The 19,531-nt window shown below is 34.7% G+C and carries 15 protein-coding genes and 1 pseudogene; 10 read left to right on the top strand and 6 right to left on the bottom strand.

Annotated features, from left to right (window positions below):
* Positions 1 to 111: 111 nt before the first annotated feature.
* Both AAFN87_RS17110 and AAFN87_RS17105 read right to left on the bottom strand, forming a co-directional pair.
* Complete coding sequence (locus AAFN87_RS17110; protein ID WP_347792280.1) at positions 112 to 3,321, bottom strand: UvrD-helicase domain-containing protein; 3,210 nt, start codon at positions 3,319 to 3,321, stop codon at positions 112 to 114.
* A complete protein-coding gene (locus AAFN87_RS17105) occupies positions 3,318 to 6,014 on the bottom strand; it encodes a RecB family exonuclease (RefSeq protein ID WP_347792279.1) in 2,697 nt (898 codons plus the stop codon). Before AAFN87_RS17105 ends, AAFN87_RS17110 begins: the two co-directional genes overlap by 4 nt.
* An 834-nt stretch (positions 6,015 to 6,848) precedes the next feature.
* On the opposite strand from AAFN87_RS17105, the gene AAFN87_RS17100 reads away from it, so the two are divergent.
* From AAFN87_RS17100 to AAFN87_RS20090, 5 genes are all read left to right on the top strand, one after another.
* Positions 6,849 to 7,367, top strand: coding sequence for an RNA polymerase sigma factor (locus AAFN87_RS17100; protein ID WP_347792278.1), 519 nt, complete (start codon positions 6,849 to 6,851; stop codon positions 7,365 to 7,367).
* A complete protein-coding gene (locus tag AAFN87_RS17095) occupies positions 7,364 to 8,377 on the top strand; it encodes a DUF4179 domain-containing protein (RefSeq protein ID WP_347792277.1) in 1,014 nt (337 codons plus the stop codon). Before AAFN87_RS17100 ends, AAFN87_RS17095 begins: the two co-directional genes overlap by 4 nt.
* Before the next feature lie 891 nt (positions 8,378 to 9,268).
* Positions 9,269 to 9,538, top strand: a complete 270-nt coding sequence (locus tag AAFN87_RS17090) for an oligopeptide/dipeptide ABC transporter ATP-binding protein (RefSeq protein ID WP_347792276.1) — start codon at positions 9,269 to 9,271, stop codon at positions 9,536 to 9,538.
* Positions 9,539 to 9,615: 77 nt separating this feature from the next.
* Positions 9,616 to 11,112 (top strand): carboxylesterase/lipase family protein, encoded by a 1,497-nt coding sequence (locus tag AAFN87_RS17085; protein WP_347792275.1) that lies wholly within the window; start codon positions 9,616 to 9,618, stop codon positions 11,110 to 11,112.
* Between the two features lie 197 nt (positions 11,113 to 11,309).
* Positions 11,310 to 11,381, top strand: a complete 72-nt coding sequence (locus tag AAFN87_RS20090; RefSeq protein ID WP_481886492.1) for a GMP synthase (glutamine-hydrolyzing) — start codon at positions 11,310 to 11,312, stop codon at positions 11,379 to 11,381.
* Between the two features lie 128 nt (positions 11,382 to 11,509).
* On the opposite strand, the gene AAFN87_RS17080 is transcribed toward AAFN87_RS20090, so the two are convergent.
* Together AAFN87_RS17080 and AAFN87_RS20085 are read right to left on the bottom strand one after the other, a co-directional pair.
* A complete protein-coding gene (locus AAFN87_RS17080) occupies positions 11,510 to 11,986 on the bottom strand; it encodes a hypothetical protein (protein WP_347792274.1) in 477 nt (158 codons plus the stop codon).
* A 207-nt stretch (positions 11,987 to 12,193) separates the two neighbouring features.
* A pseudogene (locus AAFN87_RS20085) lies at positions 12,194 to 12,295 on the bottom strand (DUF3231 family protein); the annotation flags it as partial.
* 1,079 nt (positions 12,296 to 13,374) lie between these two features.
* Here AAFN87_RS20085 and AAFN87_RS17075 point away from each other — a divergent pair.
* The 3 genes from AAFN87_RS17075 to AAFN87_RS17065 all read left to right on the top strand — a co-directional run bounded on the left by AAFN87_RS17075 (position 13,375) and on the right by AAFN87_RS17065 (position 15,571).
* Positions 13,375 to 13,587: a hypothetical protein gene (locus AAFN87_RS17075; RefSeq protein ID WP_347792273.1), complete on the top strand. Its 213-nt coding sequence runs from the start codon at positions 13,375 to 13,377 to the stop codon at positions 13,585 to 13,587.
* Positions 13,588 to 14,409: 822 nt separating this feature from the next.
* On the top strand, positions 14,410 to 15,213 hold the full coding sequence (locus AAFN87_RS17070; RefSeq protein WP_347792272.1) for an LAGLIDADG family homing endonuclease: 804 nt from the start codon (positions 14,410 to 14,412) through the stop codon (positions 15,211 to 15,213).
* Complete coding sequence (locus AAFN87_RS17065; RefSeq protein WP_347792271.1) at positions 15,197 to 15,571, top strand: rRNA methyltransferase; 375 nt, start codon at positions 15,197 to 15,199, stop codon at positions 15,569 to 15,571. Before AAFN87_RS17070 ends, AAFN87_RS17065 begins: the two co-directional genes overlap by 17 nt.
* Before the next feature lie 379 nt (positions 15,572 to 15,950).
* Here AAFN87_RS17065 and AAFN87_RS17060 read toward each other — a convergent pair whose 3' ends face one another.
* Positions 15,951 to 16,421 (bottom strand): NUDIX domain-containing protein, encoded by a 471-nt coding sequence (locus AAFN87_RS17060; RefSeq protein WP_347792270.1) that lies wholly within the window; start codon positions 16,419 to 16,421, stop codon positions 15,951 to 15,953.
* 294 nt (positions 16,422 to 16,715) lie between these two features.
* Positions 16,716 to 17,093: a hypothetical protein gene (locus tag AAFN87_RS17055; RefSeq protein WP_347792269.1), complete on the bottom strand. Its 378-nt coding sequence runs from the start codon at positions 17,091 to 17,093 to the stop codon at positions 16,716 to 16,718.
* Positions 17,094 to 17,649: 556 nt separating this feature from the next.
* Here AAFN87_RS17055 and AAFN87_RS17050 point away from each other — a divergent pair.
* Positions 17,650 to 17,970, top strand: a complete 321-nt coding sequence (locus AAFN87_RS17050; protein WP_347792268.1) for a DUF485 domain-containing protein — start codon at positions 17,650 to 17,652, stop codon at positions 17,968 to 17,970.
* Entirely contained in the window at positions 17,970 to 19,514 is a 1,545-nt protein-coding gene (locus AAFN87_RS17045) for a solute symporter family protein (RefSeq protein ID WP_347792267.1), read from the top strand. The genes AAFN87_RS17050 and AAFN87_RS17045 overlap by 1 nt, the downstream gene beginning before the upstream one ends.
* The last annotated feature ends 17 nt before the right edge of the window (positions 19,515 to 19,531 follow it).

Here is a 19,531-nt window from a genome sequence, read left to right as displayed (position 1 = left end):
TCTACATCGAGTTTTCGAACACATTCCGCTTAAGTTTTTTCTGGGACAACATCCCAAACAGAATACAAAATCCTCGTAAGCCTATGTTTACGAGGATTTTGTATAAAAACATTAATATAAGCTAGTTTCTAATATTAATAAATCCGATTTCGAAAACTTCACCATCTTCCCAACGATCGGCATGTGAATCCAAGCTTCTAAAACCGGCTTATTACTCGCAACTTCTAATGCATGTGCATAGATTTGAAGCTGTGGTAAATAAGATACGGCACGCTCAGCCCATAATTCTTCACGGCCTGGGAATGTTTTATGGTCAATTATAACCCAACCATTTGGTAGCTCGATTAAATAGTCAATTAAACCAAATGCCTTTTGATTATTTAACTTAAGATGAATAGGGAACTCTTTATGAATTTCCAAATTCTCAGGATATGTCTGTTCAACAAATTGATGCAATCGATTAGAAGCGTCGATTAAATCAGGCACCTTCAAAGCACTCAAATCGTAATTTTCCAAAATAGATTGCGCAAGTTGCTCAAGTTTTGCTTGCTCTATATGCCGTGAATCGGCAGCTAAAAATGTATGCACCATCCTTCCCAATACATCCATCTCAGGACTACCGATGATTGGTAAGCGTGTACCGATAGAGTGAATAGGGACATTTAATTGTAGCGTTTTTACTACATTTTCATCTTCTTCAACAAATTTTGTCATGCTTGGTCTAAACGTAGCAGGTTGGAATTCAACTGATTTATTAGTGTCCCCAACATATATTGTTTGTTCAATATTTTTTGAAATTTCTAGCGGTTGTTCGGGTAATTGTATGTTTCGTGTTTTGATGTTGAACGAAACTCCGTTAATATTAATTTTATCGCTTGTTAAAGAGTTAATGACTTGATTTCCTTTACTCTCTTTTTGCTCATTCAACCACGAAGCTTTTGAGAAATCACGTGTTGCAAGTACTAAGTAATCTCTAGCGCGCGTCATTCCGACATATAACAAGCGCTGGCTTTCTTCATGTAGCTGCTTTTTTCTTAATGCTAGTTGAGGCGTATCTTCAATATACGAATCAAATCCAACATCCTTATAACTTTTTCCATATGGCCATGGCCAGTAATACAACGTACGTCCGATTAACGGTTTTTCAACATCAAATGGCTGCGTACTTGTAGCAATAACCCGATTAAACACAGGTGGTATGTTATTACTTATAGCAGCTTTATTTAAAGAGTACAGAATAACAAATGGCCATTCCAAACCTTTTGAGCGGTGATAAGTTAAGATTTTTACAGCATTCTCGTTTGTAGATTCAGCAACACGATTTAGTTCTTTATCTTTTTTCACATCTTCTAAATAAAATAATAGCCCGTTAACCGTTGCAGCATAGCCGTTATTTTCTGCTCCATGTTCATATAGTTTAACGAGTGAACGAAGATTATCGATGTTAGCAATTCGTTGCATTCCGTTACCCCAGCGCATTACTTGTTCATCTACTTTTGCTTTCACAAGTGCTAAATCTAAAATTTCAGAAGGACTCATTTTAAAAATAGCTTCCCGTGATTCAGCTAAACGCTTAATAATCGGCTCATTTTCACCTAATTGTTGTGGTTTTTCGCTTTGCAACCAAACTTCTAACCATTCACCATTTTGCCATTGATCAGATGAGAAATGAAGGATTTTCGCAAGTGATAGCGTATCTCGTTCATCGATTAAGTAACGTAATGTTGCAATTGCATAAATGACTTCCTCTGTATCCATTAATCCACTACCGCCAACAGATGCTTGTATGCCTATTTTAGCTAAGGCACTTGCAATGTCTGAGCATTCATCATTCGATCGGCAAAGTATTGCAATGTCACAAGGCTTTAGAGTTCGTTGTAAGCGCGTTTCTTTATCGATAATAATATAATCATCTTTTTGCAAAATGACGTCGTATACGCCTTGCGCGACTGTTTTCGCATCTGTTTCCTTATTTTTAGACTCAGGGAACGTCCAAGCCTCCAAAGAAAGCTGCTGATTATCTAAATCTTCACGTTTAGGATTTAGTTCAACAAATTCTTTCGGTAATCCGATAACGTCAAATACTGGCACAAATATGGCATTCACAAAATCTACTAGTGATTTACGTGATCGATAAGAATCACTTAATACATCTTGCTCAATATTTTTTAAACTGTTCATCGCGGTTTTCATTAAATCTGGGTCCGTTCCACGGAAGCCGTAAATCGCTTGTTTTGTGTCACCAACCCACGTTGCACTTTTAGCTACTTCAAGTAGCTTCATGTTTAGCGCTATTTGTAACGGACTAGAATCCTGAAATTCATCAACAAAGACTGCTTCAATACGTTCTTTCAATGCGTCTGTATATTCAGGATTTTCAAGCATTTTTAATGCTAAATATTCTTGGTCAGTGAAGTCTATTAAGCCGCGCACATTCTTTTCCTTTTCATAAAGCGCCATCGCTTCAGCCGCACAATAAAACACAGCTTCTATAATCATTTGAATATCTTCATGAAGCTGAGGATGTGTATTGTGTATACTCGCAGCATTCAGAATAGGCGAAACTTCTTCTTTGCTAGTCTTTCCGGGTTTTAGTTTGCTAGCTTTTGCCCATTGATCCCACGTTAAATAGCCATTACGTTCATAGTAGGATAGCATCGTATTAATAGCTTCTACTACGCCTAGTGTAGTTTTTGTTGTATCAGCACCAGGTAATATTTTGCTTGCATTTTTTAAAGTGACAATTAAATTGGCTGTTAGTTGTTCACTATCGCCAGTAGGGGAAGGGAGCCACTTTTGCATCGTTTCCCAAGAATACTTTGCACATGCTTCAACTTCTTCTGCTTTCAAACCATTTTCACGCGCAAGCTTTAATACATCGAGTACATACTTATTCCAAGGATACTCTCCACCTATTAGTTGCAAACGCTGTAAAGCATCGTAATGTTCTACTTCGAATTTCCGAATCGCTTCATATGCAATTGAATTAAATAAGGAAAGTGCCTCTGAATCTTCTAAAATGTTTTGCTCCGGTGATAGACCGAGTTCTAGCGCAAACTCTTTGATTAACCGACCAAATACACTATTCATCGTGCCGACATAACCATCTAAAATACGTGATGCTTCTTCTGTATTACCGCTTTTCAGTAGCTCTAATCGAATTCGTTCGATTAATTCTTCCGCAGCTTTTTTCGTAAACGTTGTCGCCACGATTTTTTCAGGTGAGACCTGCTGCTGAACAACAGAAATAATTTCTTTTGATAAGCTGGTCGTTTTACCTGCGCCTGCACCTGCACTAATGATCTTTAAAGAAGCTGTCATGCTTGAACCCTCCTAACTCCGCATAAATCTTGATAATCACAAAATGCACATAATGGTTTAAATGGTGATGATTCATCAAGTTCAACACCTGTCGCAATAGCTACACCTGAAGATAGCGCTTGTTGGACATTATTTAACTCATGTCGTATTAGCTGAACAGTATCCTTTAACGACAGCCTATCAACATGATATTGCTCAGGTATTTCATCATCTGTAACGGCATAAAATTCTCCGCTCGAAAGCATGAAATACGCAACTGGAATCACATCTTCGTCATTTGTTGACATAAGCCACTGATACAAAGCTAACTGGATTGAACCGTCTATTAACTTTTGCTTATAGTTTGAAGGGCGACGTGACCATTTCGCATCCAAAATAACTTTTCGATTTGAAGGTGTATTACCAAGTAAATCTAAACGACCTTCAAATTCAACGCCGTTATCCCACGGTTTTCGGTGTGTACCTTCTGTTTCAGTGATGCTAATGTTTGATTCATTTAAAAACTTTGCAAATTGCTGCATCGATTTTTGTAAATCGTTCCGAACTTTTCTGTACATTGATTGATTTTCGGGTAGTAAAAGTGTCGCAGCCATTTTAGGAACTAGTTCATCATAGAGAAAGGCTGTCATGTGTTGAATGTCCGATCCTTCTGTAAAGGCTTGTTCAGTAATTAACCGTTCTAATATAGCGTGACCTAAGTTACCAAGCATAATAGATTCATTCGGCAATGAAAGAGTATTACTCGGTAAGATTTTACCACTGTATTGAAACGTCCATTTCAATGGGCAGCTAAGCATCGTTTCAAAGCTTGTTGCCGATTCTTTTTCACGTAAATTTACTTTTTGCTGTGGTACGTGCCATTGTTGAATTGGATTTGGTATTTCCTTGCTAGTTATTGCAACCCGTTCAAAATCATTGTCAATAATCGCTACTTTCTCTTGCTCATATAATAAAGCTGGATTAATGGTTATTTGTTTTTCATCAGCATTCATCTTCGCTAAAGCAAATCGAATTTCATCTAGTAGTGGATGGGCTTTCACATCTTCCGCGCGTACTTTAGACGGAATAAATAGGATAACACGATCTTTCGCAAAGTGGATTGCATTGTGCCAAGTTTCGTTTTCACGTTTTCGAATTTGTTCTGGAGAAGTTAAGTGAATATCGTGTGATTTTAAAAATGCTCGTTCAGCATCTGACCATTTTTTTAAATGTGAAGTCGTATTTTGCGTGAATTCCCACCAAAGAACATTGCTAACTTGTCCCCATAAGGCGCCAGGTTGTTGTATAGTTGTCCATGGTGCTGATTCCTCTACATAATCTGGCAACTTAGCCCCGTCACCTAATATTGACCCTAAAATATTTGATAATTGTAGTTGATTGATTTTCTCGACATTTAAAGCGTGGATACCTGCGATTAATTCATTCGCGGCAGCGTGTGCTTGAGCAAAAATAGGGTTAGGCTCTATTAAATTTCTGCTTAAAGCCCACTTGCTCACTTTTCGACATATATTTTCTATTACTGTAGAAGGTAAGCCCTCTGACGCATCAAAATACTCATGGTTCAACCATATATCAATTTTTTCTTGTAGTTCTTGTTTCTTCTTGTTGATTTTTTTTATATCTAGGTCTTGTTCTAACCAATTATTTTCAAACTCTTCTACAGCTTCAGCAATTGCAGCGTGCCATTTATCTCCACCGATCCCAGGTTCATTAGAGATAGCACGAGCCAGTTTAGAAGTTAGCTTTTTAGGGAGCGGTGAAACTGGTAAAGTGAGTAGCTCCATAATACGATCAATACGGATAGGGTGCCAATACGTTTCTAACGTAAGTGGTAACACTTGCAAAGCTGAACGCCACTTAGAATATTCGTTTACTTCACTTGAAGGCAGACCGCGTCTATGGAATAGCTCAGCTAATAGTAGGTTATTCGAATTGTTGATAAGAACTGTTTGGTCATCGCCTTTAACATCTAACCAGCTAATTAGAAAGTCGGCAGCAACCCATTCTTGTACAGAACGGACAATCATAAACGAGCTATCACCAGACACTGTTAAATCATTTGGTGTATCGCTTGCATACAAAGCTAGCTTAATCTTTTCTAAGTCAGTAGAAGGTTGCTCTTTTACTTCCGGTAGTTGCAATTCTACTTGCTCAAATTGAACACCATTTTGTTTTAATAACGCTACAAGTTCGTTTTCCCAGTTGTCCCAAACGGATGAGTCTTTGTCCACAAGACATATTTTCTTAATTGCAATTGGCAAATAACTTTGCTTCAGTAATTCAAACAAAGTACGAACGCGGTCTGAAAATCCTTTGCTATGATTGTGATCGGAAAGTTCTATTTCTGCAATTGCTTCAATCCATTTACCACCACCAGGATGTAACGTAGGATTCCACCCAGCTAAAATCAATTCATCGCGCTTTGCTTTCAATTCACGCGCGGTATTCCATGAGTCCGTTTGAAAAGACTTCGAATAAGATTTTTGTCCATTATCAAGTTTAGCAATAGTCGTTTGCCATTCCGCTATACGGACACTATCCGCAATCGTCGGATTAGACTGCCCAAATTGCACTTCTAAAATATTTATCAGCCCTTGAAAACCTGTAATGATTTTACCGATACTCGCGGAATTACTTGTTAGCTCATCTGGGTATGGCTTAGAATCAAGCCAATGTCCTAAAATAATCTCCATCTTTTACCCCCCATAAATAGTACTAATTACATTTTACAATTTTAGGGTTATGATTGATATGAAAATTCTTACAATTAAATATAGATTTAACATAATTTAAAACGTTGTGAAATAGGAGACTTTTATGACTTACCCAATTTTGAATTATCATATTCGGGAATGACATATTGCACCAACGTATCGCGTGCTTTCACGATCAATATAAAGTTGACGTATTAACGAAAGCTATCTAGAAGCAAATCGCTAAAAGGGGAAGTAGTGGTTAGCAATGTCTTTTCGTCTACAACATGAGCCATTTTGGTATTAGTTTTAACATACATATTTCGTGAAAAACTAAGCGAGGCGATATACAAAATGCTTATTTTAAGACAGCCAAACATTTGTTCCCTTAAAACGAAATCGCATTTTAACGGATCGGGCTATAATAAAATGACTGCCGTTTCGTCACAATTCATTTTTATCAAAAATTAATCTATTTCCACTAAAGCAATAGCTAAAAGTAGATTAGGTAAGATGCTATAGTATATATTTTACGCAGTTTATATAACGAACTGAGAACCATGCTAATATTGAAGCTGTTATGGGTTACTTAATATAGCAATCTATCATTACTGACTCAGAAAAATATGGATTTACAACGTTAAGACAAATATGAATAAAACAAGAGCAAACGCAACCTCCTTTTGTGTTTGCTCTTGTTGCTATTTACGATACATATCTGCTGTGTAGTCAAACCTATGTTGAAATAAAATAATAAAAATATTTTTAATTCTATGCAACTAATTACTATTCAAAATACTCTAACGTTATGTAAAGGAAGAAGAGGTGTTATAAATGGAATCTGAATTTCTAGTGAAACAAGCGCAAAAAGGAGATGGAGAAGCGTTTATACAATTAATTAGTCAATACGAATTGATTCTTTATCGTACTGCAAAGAGGCTAGGGCTAAATGATGAGGATATAGCAGATTTACTGCAAGAGACAGTTTTAACTGCATTTGAAAAAATTCGTACTTTAAGAGAAGTAAAATATTTTAATACGTGGATTTGTCGCATTTTATTAAACAATTGTTATCGATTTATGAAGCAGCATAAGCAGGTTGTATTACTCGATTCGGAAACACTAAATGCAACCGCACATCGAGATGATTTACCAATTGAGCTTGATGATATGTTGAATAGTTTAGATGAAAATTATCGTATTGCGTTAACACTTTATTATGTGAATGGGCTAACAACGAAGGAAATCAGCGAATTTCTTCATGAACCCGAAGGCACTATTAAATCAAGAATATCGAGGGCAAAACAGCATTTGAAAAATAACTATTATTTTGAGGAGATGCTACCACAATGAAAAACAATGCAGAGGAACGTTTACAGCAGCAAATGAATAAAGAGCAAGAACTGCCACAATCAATTCGAATGACTTTTGATAAATCCTATGAACAAATTCGTCAGCAATCAAAGAAAGGGAGAAAAAAATCATGGCTAAAACTTGTATCAGCAGCAGTAGCGACGATTGCATTAAGTTCAGCTATCTTGTTAACAAATGATACAGCCATAGCAAAATTACAAGCCTTTTTCGGATTTAATGATTCCGGATTAAATTCAGCGAGTGAAAATGGTGATGCGCAATATGTGGGACAATCACAGCAATCCGAAGATATTACCATTACAATGGAACATTTCTTTGCAGATGCTTATCGACTAGGTCTACAACTAAATATTGAATCTGAACATATTCAAATGGACGATTTGTATAATATCGGTATGGAATATCGCCTCTATAACGCGCAAGGTGAAGTGATAGATACTTTTTTATCTGATACGAAACCAATAGTTGCACCATTAATGTTTTCAGGTCATACGTTTCAATTGGAAAATGTAAAGAATAACGTTGCAACACTAGAAATGCTGACAGAGTCTAGTACTAAGGCTGTTCCTTCTTTAGATGGTGCAAGAATAGTTATTGAAACGATGCATTTTTCAACCAAACAAGAAGGCACCATTTCAGTGGACGGAGAATGGGCATTTAATCTACAGTCTGCAACTGTTGAAACACAGGTCTTTGTAGCTGAAAATGAGGTAGCAGGTCTTGAATTATTGCAAGCTACGTTAACAAACGGTTCGATGCATATTTCCTATAAAATCAACCGTAATGTTAAAGATGAAAATTACTATTTCGATACAGCATTAATAAATAACAGTAATGAAGAATTCTTTCCGAATGGTGCAAATATTGAATATGCTGATGGATACACTACTATTAATTCAGTATTCCCTTATAGTATATGGAATGAGCAAGATTCCTTTTTGTTATCTGTAAATGGTTATGAAAAATTAATATTGGTGAAAAAAGAATAACCTGATATTCCTTTTAAAAGATACTTTTTTCTAGTGAAATTATTTTACTATTGTAGTCCACTATAAGTAGAAAAGATAGTGGACTTGCTGTATTCATATATAATTAAAGATCAAGAAGGCGCGAGAAGATTATTACCGAACTATTTTATATGAAATTACCTAAAATATTCGTTTTTTAATGATAAAAATGCTAATCTTCCACCGGCAGAACACTTCGTCAATCGACTAAAACACGAATATTATATTTGGGAGTTATTTGTATTGGATAATGCGACGTACTTGGATCATGGTAATTTCTTTTAAACGGCTTGAACAGCTACGATCTGTTAAAAAGGATAAGAAGAGCTGTAAATCGTATTCATAACTTGTGACCATATTGTCCTAGTAATTTTTTTCAATCTCAATATACAAGATAAATTCATCAATGGGAGCATGTTGATGCACAAATAAAGCAATAATTATATCTGTACAAATAAAACCCATTATCGTAAAAAAGGAGAATTATCGTTCACATAAAAATTATAAGGAACTTCACAATTGAAAGTAGAATAGATCTAATATTATAGGGCGTTTATGTATCCAAGCCTATGCCTAATGTCAGAGCTTGGGTTGTGTGTATGCCCTAAATAGTTTATGTAAGAGGATAGCAGCCACTGCTGAATAGACAAGCTGCAATTCCTTATTACTTAAACTAACGGGGCCTTTATCCAAGAAGCATTAATGTCTATTTTGTTGAATATATTAAACTAAAAGGGAGTTTAGTTGAAATTGTGTTGCTTAGATATCCAAATTCAATTTCAACAAAATATATCCTACTTATTTACTGGTCATATAATTCACGCGGTAAATTATGTGAGTGATCGGATTGCCGTTATGTACTTGGGGGAAATCGTGGAAATTGGCGATGTAAATGATTTGTTTGATAATCCCAAACACCATTACACTACTTCTCTTCGGGCTGCAATCCCTTTACCTGATCCGAAGCTAAGAGATAGAGAACGCATAATATTAGATGGTGATTTACCGAGTAATTCTAATCTGAATACAGGTTGCAGATTTCATACACGTTGTCCCATGGTTAAGAATCGGTGTAAAAAAGAAAAACCTGTCATGAAACAATTAAATGAAAATCGATTTGTATCTTGTTTGTTATATGATTAATAGGATAGACGGTTAAGGGATGTCTATACCCTTTGTTTGATTGAAATATTTGAATTTTATACGAGAGGGGAAATGAAATGTCAACCACTATTGTTAGAACTCGATATGGAAAAGTTGCTGGAAAAAGGGAAGGAAAAGTTAGTGTTTGGAAGGGTATACCTTATGCGGCTCCGCCGATAAATCATTTGCGATTTTGTCCCCCGATGCAGCTTGAATCTTGGGATGGCGTGAGAGAAGCTAAAAGTTTTGGCCCGGCAGCGATGCAATCAGAAAGGGAAATAATGAAGTTTATGGGTGATGCTCCAACAAACATCAGTGAAGATTGTTTATATTTGAATGTTTGGTCCCCCGGGGCAGATACAAAACAACGTCCGGTAATGGTTTGGATACACGGAGGTTCATTTTTATCTGGCTCTGGTTCAAGTAGTTTGTACGATGGTACTTCTTTTGCAGAACAAGGTGATGTAGTCGTAGTTACAATCAATTATCGTTTAGGTGTATTTGGTTTTCTACACTTAGCCGAAATGGACGGTGAAAAATATGCTACATCTGGAAATTGTGGGCTACTTGATCAAGTAGCCGCTTTAAAATGGGTGAATGAAAATATTGAAGCTTTTGGAGGAGATCCGAACAAGGTTACTATTTTTGGAGAATCAGCAGGTGCAATAAGTGTTGGATCACTACTTACAATGCCTTCCGCAAAAGGGCTTTTTAATCAAGCAATACTTCAAAGCGGATCTCCAAGCCATTTGCTGAATAGCGAAGTAGCCACTAAAGCAGCCGAAATACTGTTGTCCGAGCTTCAAATTGGAAAAGAAGAACTATCTAAATTAGAAAGCATTCCAGCTGAAGTATTATTGAAAGCAGCCGAGGATATTCCTTGGATGAGTTTAGGACCTGTTATTGATGGTATTTCAATTCCTCAACAACCGGAAAAGGCATTAAGTGAAGGGTTCGCGAAAGACATTTCTATATTAATCGGAACGACTCTAGATGAATGGAGACTTTTTACTTTCTTTAATCCAATGTGGAAACAAATTAATGAAAATGAACTAGTGAAAGTTTTCGAACAATCATTAGGACCCTTATGGCCTGAAATTTCTCGATATTTATTGGATGAAGGAGAGTTAAACCAAGCCCTTTATGAACATATGATGACATATAATGTTTTTACTTTTCCAGCTATTCATTTAAGTGAAATTCAAATAATGCAAGGTACACCAGTCTGGATGTACCGATTCGACTATCAAAGCACTGCTTTAGATGGAGTTTTAAAAGCTTGCCACGGACTGGAGATTCCTTTCGTTTGGAAAAGTATAACGAAATCCGAAACAGAAAACCTTACTGGTGATGCACCTGAACGGTTTAAATTAGCTAATCAGATGCATCGAGCATGGATTGCGTTTGCACATACTGGTAATCCAAATACATTGGAAGTACCAGATTGGCCAAGTTACGATCTAGAAAATAGGGCTACAATGCTATTTAACGTGGAGAATGAGATTGTGAATGATCCGGACAGTGAAAAACGTTTGATCTGGAAAAATGCTACTGAAAAGTTAAAAGTGAACTAATCTTTCACCTTATACTCTAATACATTTCTTCTAATCGTATTTACATGTTTCTAATTAAATATGATTGATTTTACAGAATCACAGATTGTTTAATTAATCTAGAAATCAAAAAAGACAGTTTCACTTGCTACAATTGAGGTCAAGAATTACATGAATATATCGGAAATCCCTGTTTTTGAAATTAGCTTAAAACCCTTATGTATCAATGGTTAGTGAGCGTGCTGTATGACATTACTTCTAAGCCACCTGCAACGATTGAGTGGGAATAGGCTACCTAAAACAATTGAATGATAAAAAATACTCTCTTTTATTGGCGTTATTTGCGAATAGAAGAGAGTATTTTTTAATGACAAAAATAAGCGTTATAAGTGTCTCTCACTAAACTCTGAAGTGAGTCCTAATTTTTTTGCACACTCGCATTTAAAATATTTCTGCATTTCCTAATTTGCTGTTTTATTTGCCGATTTTCAAAAAAATAAACCTCTGTACCTGCCCAAATAAAAACCCAACACACAATGCTTAAAACTCCTGCAATATAGGTATTAGTACTTGAAAAATTCAAGAATATTACCCCGACAAGAATACCAATCATAAATAAAAAAATAGCTTTTTTGACATTTCTAGCATAGGTATATTCCTCTTCGTTTAAGATGTTAGAAAAAGTGTTGTGTGTGGCAATCTGCAATTCCTTTTCGTTAAAATTATTCTGACCTAAAAAGACTAATTTTGTTTTTTTTCTTCTGCCGCTATGTAGCTTGGATAAAATAAAATCTACAAGATCAGAGCTTAGGTGAACATCATCTAAGCTATAGTATTTTGAAAACGGAGTATCCGTTTCATCTAAATAGATATTTATTATTAACTCATCCTTCATATTTACCATCCTCTAACTCTAATGTAGTAGTTGAAATCCAACCTTTTATCAGTATGACCAAGGACAAGCGATAATCCCACATTTTTTGTACGGAAATACCGCTTTTTTTAATCGCAAGACAGCAAACTTTAATATTGCATTATTGTTCTCATTTCGCCAAAATGTTCACCTAAAATTTATTTCATCACACGAGCCGCAAAGATAATTTTATTTTTCTGGATGATCTACATGTAATGGTGGAGGTACTAGCCAACCTTTATTTTTATTTAGTCGTAATAGTTTGGCGCCAAGCTGTGCTTTAGCTGCATGGAGAAGAACGCCTCTATTACCAAGAAATAATTTTAGTTTACATAATATAAATATACCTTGGTCACAACTTTCTAATTATCTGATGCTTCTCATAATTTATCGTTCAAAAGGGGATTGTTCGTTTAAATAACGCTAATTATTGTTTAATGTAAATTTGTCCAATATTCATAAAAATAATTCACATAGAAATACATACAAAAGGATTAAACATTGTGCCAACAGACTTTTTTCGAAAAAATATGAAACCATTTTTTTCTTTATTGCTGATTTGGTTTTCTCAATACAAGATCAAAAATATGCACTAACTGTTTTGACAGATATTAATCGCTCCACCGACCAAACTGTAGCAAAAACTATCAAAGCGAGGGAACAGGATTTTGAAAAAGGATATATGTTGAACGGATCCAATTAGCTATTGATACAGATAAAAAATCTTTTGTTTTCTGGACAAGTGAACTTGCTAACTTACAGGAACAAAAAGAAGATATAGCTTGGACTCGGTTCTTACAGGACGATGAACTTGTAAATATTTCGAATTGGGACAATTCACATATAAATTCTTTTATTGAAGTAAAAAGTATAGTTTACGTAACAACCGCAAATGAATAAATTGCATCACTGATTTATCGTGTTGTTGAATACCCTTTGGCAGATTTCAAATGTAACTTAAACCATTTCTACATGCGAAAGTATTTGAAATACATATACAAGTTAATTTATTTGGATACCGGCAATGACCAGTTATGTGCAGTTTTTGCTTATTTAGCAGAAGATATCGAGGCATAAAAGCGTTAAAATTAACGTTTCACAAAATAGATGTGTGTAATAGTGGCATAGGTTGTTACTGTTAAGAATTAGTGAAGTGAGAACATTTTATCACCTGGAGAGCAGCATGATTCAATTCTTGCTGCTTTTTTACGTTAAGATGAACTGAATTCAAGTGCCACGTCATTTGTTGTGCTTTCAAATGTGAACGTTAGTATTTTGAGAATAATTATTATTCAAAGCAGGATGATTGCTGCTATAATGAATCTATAATGGTGTTAAAATTTTACATACTTTAAAAAGGAAGTGCTGTTATGGGGATCTTGAGTAAACTTTTTAATAAAAATAAGAAAGACGAAGCGCTTGGGGAGCAGAAAAAATTTGAAGATTTCAATTCTAACCAAAAGCCAGTTTCAAAAAATACAAACTCAAGAAAATTAGCGTACACAGGTGGTCTAGTATTTTCTATAGGACTTAACAATGAAGGAAATATAAGTATAATTTTATTACCCGAAGAAGCTCGATAGGATGCCAGCAGGGGAATTAAGTGGGGTGAAGGGGCAATATCCCTTCTTTTTTCCCTTTTCCATCAATCCGTATCGTTTCATTTACCAAATCTACTTGTTCCTATGTGAGTGAGACAAGTTCAGAACGTCTCAGACTGGTTGTAGCTAACAATTTAAACATTAGCTCATTCTGCATCGAAAAACGTGTTAGGTCGTGTTCTAAATAGCTAAATAGCAGTTGTAGATCCGTTAATGTCATATAGACAGGAAGTTTATCGACATATGCAGTTACACCTTGTAGTTCGGATAGGATTGAAAATATTAAACCAGCGGGTATTCGATACGCTTAAAATATAGCCTTCTTGTGACTTAAAGTGTACTTTTTGTAAAGGACATTTTGAAAAAGCTTAGGCAACTTGTTGTAGCTGCTGTCTGTATTTTACAGGCGGCAGCTTTTTAATATTCCATTGGTCTCGATAATGATACAACTCTTTACTTGTTTTACTACTTCTTTGGATAGGCTCATGTTAGACAGATAAAATAAGGGCTTAAAATTAATGTGGTGTGTTTTGATGCAACAGTAATTACAACTATAGCTTAAGCGCCATTCAACTAAGCAATCGAAGTTGTAAAAGCAGGTGCACGCGTAGTAAATGGTATATCAATCAATGTTATAAAAAGCTACGTTGTTACCACTTCCAAAGAAACGTATGTTCTTATATAATAAAGATATACTCATCTAGAATTTAAATCATTACACACAAAATATATTACAATGAACCTCATAAATTTTGAAATGCCTACAACATTTGTTATACATAACCTAATGGGAGGGAATTTCACATGCCAAGAAAACCAAATATAGAGGATGAAGATATTATTGCGATGTATGAGAAACGAATGTCATACAAAGAGATGATGGAGCAAACGGGCTTATCTGATCGGGCCATTCGAAATGTCATAAAAAAACACAACGTCGATATAAGACCAATTGGCCAACCAAGAAAGCATAAAGTAAACGAAGATTTTTTTAAGGTATGGAGTGATGAAATGGCATGGGTATTAGGCATTCTTGTTACAGATGGACATATTAATAGAAGTACGCATAGTATTTATTTCTCTCAAAAAGATGAAAGAATTCTAAAATTAATAGCAACTTATATGGCAGCTGACTATGTTTTGATGCCAATTGGTACAACAAAAACAACGCCCACAATTGTAATAAATTCAAAAGAAATAAAAAAAGACTTAGAACTAATCGGCATTAAACCAAATAAATCATTAACAGTTCAATTTCCAGAAGTTCCTGAAAGGTATTTACCGTCATTTATTAGAGGTGTAATTGACGGTGACGGCTGGGTTCAAAATAAAGGATATGTAATGAATGTAACAACTGCGAGTAGAAGTTTTGCTGATAGTTTACAGAAAGTATTTCAATCGTGGAAATTAAAAAGTGAAATTACAATTGAGAAAAGCCAAAAAGGCAACTACGTATATAGAATTTGGGTCAAAGGTAAACAGAGTATAACAAAATTAGCTTTAATCATATATAGTAATTGTGATGAAAGCTGCAATTACAATAAAAAAGAAAGATTAACACTGTGGATAAAAGAAATGGAGGCAAATTATTATGTGGAAGAAAATTAATGGACGACTAATTCAAACAATTGATACTACAAGGTTAGAATATAAAACAAGAATAAGTAAAACACTTTTGGACGAATTAAAAAAAATGGCAAAAGAGCACAATTCACATATCGGCTATTTACTTGAAAACGGATTTGAAAATTTACTTCATGAAAATTATATAGTCTATGATAAAAAAAATCGTCCTAAAGATCGTATAGAATTTAGAACGACTTGTGATAAAGAAATACTCGAAAATTTAAGAGCATTTGCCAAAGAAAATAAATTAAATCTAAATGATGTGATTGAATCAAGTGTTCAACACATTAATGTAGATGATGTTAAAAATGGAAAATGGAGATATAGAATTGAACAGTAATAGGAGGAGATAAAATTCCTCTATTACTTAAATTTAAAATAGGGATGTGGTCATAATATAAATTATAGGAAGTTACGTTTCATCTTAAAAGTATACTTATAACAGTGAGACAAAAATGAAAAAATACTTTATATGGCTGCTTATTAATGGTATTTAATTACGGATTTTAGTTTTTATAATAACCGATTCAATTCATTGCTTCGTCTACAATTAATCATAATCTATACATGTATTTATATAAGAAAATCTTTGAATTTCCTTCTAAAACTTTTCAGCGGCTCTTTATAGGTACTTAAATGCAAATCAATTAAACTAACAATATCTCAAAATCGTATTGCGAATTTTTATTTACAGCACATGTTAATTGAACAAAATAATTTTAATTTCTATTCGAATCATCAATTTCAGAATTTAATGTACTTTCCCACCATATATCCTTGTTTCCGTTTAAATATTTTTTTATTAGTTTTCTAAATGGGTACGGTTGTAAGTTTATATTATCCAACTCAACTGCACTACACCAGAAAAACTTAAGATGAGATTCACTTGATTTTGGGTTAACATTTAATATTAATTCATCGCTTTTCGCCTCAAATACTTGATTAATTTCGCAATGTAATATGCCTTTTTTCTCCCATCTATGTTCAATTACTCCAAGAAAATTACCTACTGTACAAGTTATTCCTAATTCTTCTGCAATCTCTCTCATTAGTGCGTCTTTTGCACTTTCACCAAACTCAATGTGACCACCAGGTAAGAATGTATTTGTATATCCAGTTGCTTGTGCGAGTAAAACATTATTATCTTTTATAAAGATACCCCTAGCTAAATGATGAAATGGATTTTGCAACGATTTCTCTCCAATCAATATGATATATTTTCGACAGCATTTCTACTATTCAATATCTCAGTTGAAAAACCTTTATATTACGGTTATTTTTTATTTAACTAAAAGTTAGTTGGAGATTATATACGGTTGGTACCTTACTAGTCAATTTTCGTTGGTCGGATCATCTTACCAACGATGATATATTCAAACTTATATAATAGAAAGATGGAATGAAAATAGATTTTCATCCCATCTTTCAAGCTTACATGAAATTTTTGGTTAGTCTTATGACCGTACAGACACTTCCCCGCTACTTTACGAAGTACTTTTCACATGTTTAAAGATATTAACTACAAACAATAAAATTGATAGGAATACAGCTATTCCGCCGCCTGATACACAAATCTCTAACAACCAACGAGGTACATCTAAATAAATCATCATCATACCAGCAAATAAAAACGGTAGGCCAATGTTATAAAGCCAAAATTGCCATTTCGCTAGAGTTGTTTCCGCTGCTTCTTTATAAATTGAATAAATAACACCAATAAGGCCTGTGGATAACCAACCTACAACGTTAATATGAGCATGTGTCGCTTTCCATTGTAATTGAATTGTATAGTGCATAAATAGTCCATACGCAAGACCGATTGCAAAATAAATTACTGCAATTTTCACCCATTTTGCACCCATTATAAACCCCCCCTTCATCTTGATAATACATTTTATTCTAATAATCGATATTAGATGAACGTATTTACAAAGAAATTCGCGTTAAAGCGATTATAGGGTTTCTGTATCTGATATTTTAGCTGTCCAAAGTCGTTTGAAAATCGAATATTTGGGCATCTTTTTCTCATTCCCACTCAAAATAATTCTTAAAAATACTTATAAGACTATATTATTCTGAAACAAAACGTTTTTTTAGAGGAGACTTTTCCTAAAAAAATCTCTCTACAATAATCACTAAATCTTGTACTTTAAGCGCAATTATTATTTACCGATATTTAAAGAAGCGTTGATTTATCAACGTTTGTCGCATATTACTAAAATATAAAATATCACTTTTTTTCTCTTTAACATTTATAATATTCTCGCATAAGTTGTTTTTTTGAAAATTTTTTTTACATAATTTCCAGGAAAACTATTGCAATTTTGCGAACACTCAAATAGAATAAAAATTGTAAATTCCTTGGAAGAGAAATTTGCGCACATAAAGCAGTAAATATCGCAAATAGGGGGTATGTTTATGGGGAATAATCAAAAACACATTGATTATGACAAAATCGCGCAACTAGATTCATTTAAACAACTAGTAAAAAGAAAAAATGCATTTTTATGGACGCTTACAGCAATTTTCTTAATAGCGTACATGACGCTTCCGGTGTTAACGTCTTTTACAGACATTTTACACCAAAAAGCATTTGGTAATATTACATGGGTTTGGATTTATTCTGCTGGATTATTCGTTATGACTTGGGGCTTAGCGCATTTATACGTAGCAAAAGCAGGATCTTTTGACCGTGATGCCAAATCAATTATAGAAGAATACGAAAGAGGTGTTAGCTAATGAGTATTGTAGCGATATCATTCTTCGTAGCTATCGTAGGTTTAACATTAGTAATTACTTGGTGGGCATCAAAGCGTACTTCATCAGCAAGTGATTTCTACACTGCAGGTGGAGGATTAACGGGTTGGCAAAATGGTCTTGCTATCGCTGGTGACTACTTATCAGCTGCTTCATTCTTAGGTATTGCCGGTTCGATTGCATTATTCGGTTTCGATGGTTTCTTCTTCTCTATCGGATATTTAGTAGCCTACTTAGTAGTGCTTTATATCGTCGCAGAACCATTACGTAACCTAGGTAAATTTACATTAGCTGACATGATTACTGCACGTTTCGACAAAGCAAAAGTTCGTGGTACAGCTGCATTAAGTACAATTACAATCGTATTATTTTATATGATCGCACAGCTTGTTGGTGCGGGTGCACTTATCCAATTACTACTAGGAATCGAATATTGGATGGCGGTTCTTTTAGTAGGTGTTATGATGACAATTTACGTATTATTCGGTGGTATGACAGCAACTTCTTGGGTACAAATTATTAAAGCATGTTTACTAATGCTAGGTACTGTAATTATCTCTTTCTTAGTTTTAGCGAAATTTGATTTCAGTATTGCGAACATGTTCACTCAAATGGCAACAGCAACAGAGCATGGAGAAGCTTATTTAAATCCAGGTTTACGTTATACTAACGGAATTGATACGATTTCGATGTTAATCGCATTAGTACTTGGTACATCAGGTCTTCCACATATTTTAATGCGTTTCTTCACAGTTAAGGATGCAAAAACGGCACGCTCTTCAGTAATTTGGGCTACTTGGATTGTAGGTATCTTCTATGTTCTTACTATTTTCTTAGGTTTCGGAGCTGCTGCATTCGTAGGTAAAGATGTAATTGTTGCAGCAAACCCTGCCGGTAACATGGCTGCCCCATTATTAGCTGAAGCGCTTGGTGGCGACATTTTATTCTCATTCGTTTGTGCGGTAGCATTCGCAACAATTTTAGCGGTAGTAGCAGGTTTAGTACTTTCTGGTGCATCTGCCCTATCACACGACATTTACGGACAAATTATTAAAAAAGGTAAGGTTACAGAAAAAGAGCAAGTTATGGCTGCTCGTGTAGGATCAATCATAATTTCAGTAGTATCAATTTTATTAGCTTTAGGTGCTCAAACACTTAACGTTGCGTTCTTAGTATCTATTGCTTTCTGTATTGCAGGTTCAGCAAACTTACCTGTAATTATTTATACAATTTACTGGAAACGATTTAATACAGCTGGAGCAGTTACAGCAATGTTAACTGGATTAATTTCAGCATTAGTATTAGTAGCAGTATCACCAAACGTATGGAATCCAGTTGAAGGTAAAGCGATTTTCGTTGGTGATCCGTTAATTTATTTAACTAACCCAGCTATTATATCAGTTCCTCTTGGTTTCCTTGGTGGTTTCATTGGTACAATGTTATCGAAAGAAAATGACGCTAAGAAATATCGTGAAGTTGATGTTAAAGCGAACACTGGTATTTCAGTACAAGACGTTTCTCACTAATTAAACTAAAAAGCTCT

Origin of the sequence: Solibacillus sp. CAU 1738, assembly GCF_039888725.1 — a bacterium.
Lineage (GTDB): Bacteria > Bacillota > Bacilli > Bacillales_A > Planococcaceae > Metasolibacillus.
Note: the sequence above shows the minus strand (reverse complement) of the source record. Positions and strands in the feature narration are given on the sequence as shown.